This window comes from Streptomyces specialis (assembly GCF_001493375.1).
Taxonomy (GTDB): domain Bacteria; phylum Actinomycetota; class Actinomycetes; order Streptomycetales; family Streptomycetaceae; genus Streptomyces; species Streptomyces specialis.
The window spans coordinates 1-3,237 of record NZ_LN929831.1; the positions used below are offsets into that span (position 1 = coordinate 1).

At 71.5% G+C, this 3,237-nt stretch carries 1 protein-coding gene; it reads left to right on the top strand.

Annotated features, from left to right (window positions below; genetic code table 11):
* Positions 1 to 572: 572 nt before the first annotated feature.
* A partial coding sequence (locus BN2279_RS07775) for a condensation domain-containing protein (RefSeq protein WP_159037107.1) occupies positions 573 to 3,237 on the top strand: 2,665 nt, incomplete at its 3' end.

A 3,237-nucleotide genomic window follows, 5' to 3' on the forward strand; every position in this document is an offset into this window, starting at 1 on the left:
GACCGCGCGGGCACCTGGCTCCCGTCGTATCGCTCCGCATCACCGGAATCCACCGGAATTCCTTGCGTGGACGTCCTATGGGCGGAGCGCGTCCCGGGAAAGAGAGCCGAGCCCATTCCGCTGGTCCGGTGCGGCCGTGAGAGCGCGATCATGGTGATGGCTCGTACGGCGAATTCCGAGCGCCATATGCCTTTCTGTCCGGTGCCGATATCCCGTCCCGCCGGGTGTGCCGCCAGTGCGCGCGGCGGACGGCGTCACGGAGAAAGACCGAGACGCGCCGGGCGCGTCTCGCGGTGAATATCCCGGTCGCCTGCCGGGCCACCTGCTGAAGGAATATCGACCCTGATTTCCGGAATGCGGGGAGCGGCGGCGGCTTCTCCCGCGTGCTCGCCGGTACCGGTGTCCCGCCGGACCCCGCGCAAACTTTGTTTGCGGAGGTCAAGCGCCTGCGGCGCGATGTGCCGGACCCGGTGCCCCGTGGTGACGACGACTTGAGGACCTGCACGGCAAGCAACCGCCAAGAGGGGGCGTGGCAAGTGATCCGGACTGCCGAAGACGATCCGCGGGACCAGATGGTGCGCGATCTGATCGCCGATGTGCTGGGACGGCCCGTAGAGCTTGATGACGACTTCATCGAACTCGGTGGCGATTCGCTTTCGGCGGCCCGTCTGACCGCCAGGGTGGGAGCCCTGCTCGGGGCGGAGCTGTCGGTGCTGACGGTATTTGAAGCGTCTACGATCGCTGATCTGGTGCGCGAGATCCGCGAAGCGGCGGACGCCTCGCGCCCCGCTCTGCGGCGCGTTCCTCGCTCGGACCGGATGCCGGTGTCCTTCGCTCAGCAACGCCTCTGGTTTCTCGACCAGTTGGAAGACGCGAGTTCGGTCTACAACATTCCGGTGGTCCTGCGGCTGACCGGCGAGCCGGATACGGAGGCGCTGCGCTCCGCGGTCGCGGATGTGGTGGCCCGGCACGAGTCCCTGCGGACGGTGATCACCGAGGCCGACGGGACTCCCGCGCAGACGGTGCTGCCCCCCGGCACCCCGGTGCCGTTCACCGCGCTCGACGTGTCCGCCGACCGGCTTCCGGCGGCCGTGGGCGCGGCCGTCGACCACCGGTTCGACCTGGCCACCCGGATCCCGGTGGCGGCGTGGCTGCTGCGCTGCGCGGACGGGCCCGAAGGTCCCGTGTCCGTGTTCGTGCTGGTGATCCACCACATCGCCGGTGACGGCTGGTCACAGGGGCCGCTGCTGCGCGACCTGTCCGAGGCGTACGCCGCGCGGCGGGCCGGCACCGCCCCGGCGTGGCCCGAACTGCCGGTGCAGTACGCGGACTACGCGGTGTGGCAGCGGGACTTCCTCGGGGACCCCGCCGACCCGGGCAGCACCGCCGCGACCCAGGCGCGTTACTGGAAGGAAGCGCTCGCCGGAGTGCCCGACCAGGTGGGGCTGCCGGGCGACCGGCCCCGGCCCGCGGTCGCCTCTCGCGCCGGCGCCACCGTCGACGTGCCGATCGGCCCGGAGATCCACGCGCGGGTCGTGGCCGCGGCGCGCGCGGCGGGCGTCAGCGTGTTCATGATGTTCCACGCCGCGCTGGCGGGCGTGCTGACCCGGCTGGGCGCGGGCACCGACATCCCGATCGGTTCCCCGGTGGCCGGGCGGGCGGACGAGGCACTGGACGAACTGGTCGGGTTCTTCGTCAACACGCTGGTGCTGCGGACCGACACCTCCGGAGACCCGACCTTCGGTGAGCTGCTGGGCCGGGTCCGCGACACCGCGCTGTCGGCCTACGCCAACCAGGACGTGCCGTTCGACCACCTGGTGGACGTGCTCAACCCGCGCCGCTCCCTGGCGCACCACCCGCTGTTCCAGATCATGCTGGTCCTCCAGAAGGACGTCGAGGCCGGGCTGGCCCTTCCCGGCCTCGACGCGGTCAGGGAGCTGCCGCCCCGCACCACCGCCCGCTTCGACATCACCGTCAATCTCCTGGAGAGGCACACCCCCGACGGCGCCCCCGCCGGCCTGCGCTGCCGCGTCGAGTACAGCACCGACCTGTACGACCGGTCCACGATCGAGAACCTGATCCGGCGATGGGTGCGCCTGGTCGACGCGGGCGCCGCCGACCAGGACCGCAGGCTGGGCGAGATCGATCTGCTGTCGCCCGACGAGCGGCATCTGGTCCTCACCAGGTGGAACGACACCGGTGCCGCCCCGGTGCCCGACGTCCCGGTGCCGGTGCTGTTCGAGCGACAGGCCGCCCGCACGCCGGACGCCGTGGCGGTGGTGTACGAGGACCGGTCGGTGACCTACGCCGAGCTGAACGCCGAGGCGAACCGGCTGGCGCGGCGCCTCGTCGAGCTGGGCGCGGGACCGGAGCGGATCGTCGCGCTGATGCTGCCGCGTTCGGTGGAGATGGTCGTCGCGCTGCTGGCCGTCATGAAGTCCGGCGCGGCCTACCTCCCGATCGACCCCGAGTTCCCCGACGACCGGGTCCGGTACATGCTGGCCGACGCCGATCCGGTGTGCCTGCTCACCCTGTCCGGTGTCGTGGCCGAGCGCCAGGACACCCCGGACGTTCCCCGGCTGGTGCTGGACGATCCCGGCACGGCCGGGTCGTCGCACGCGTATCCCGGACACGACGTCACCGACGCCGACCGGACGGCCTCCCTCACCACGGCGCATCCCGTCTACGTCAGCTACACCTCGGGCACCACCGGCAGGCCCAAGGGGACCGTCGTGCCGCACCGCGGCGTGGTCAACCGTCTGGTGTGGATGATCGAGCGGTACGGCCTGTCCTCGCGGGACCGTGTTCTGCAGAAGACCCCCTACGGGTTCGACGTCTCGGCCTGGGAGTTCTTCTGCACGCTGGCCTCCGGCGCGACCCTGGTGATGGCCCGTCCCGGCGGGCACCGCGACCCGGAGTACGTCGCCGGACTGATCCGGCGCGAGCGGATCACCGTGGCCCACTTCGTCCCGTCGATGCTGCGGTCGTTCCTGAACCAGTCCGCGCCCGGGGACCACCCGAGTCTGCGCGCCGTCTTCTGCAGCGGCGAGGCACTGACCGCGGACCTCCAGACGCGTTTCCACTCGGCCCTGTCGGCGAGCCTGCACAACTTCTACGGCCCCACCGAAGCCTCGATCGAGGTCACGGCGTGGGACTGCCCCCGCTCCGCCCCCACCGGACCGCCGCCCATCGGCGCGCCGATCACCGCCACCCGGGTGTATGTGCTCGACCGCGCGC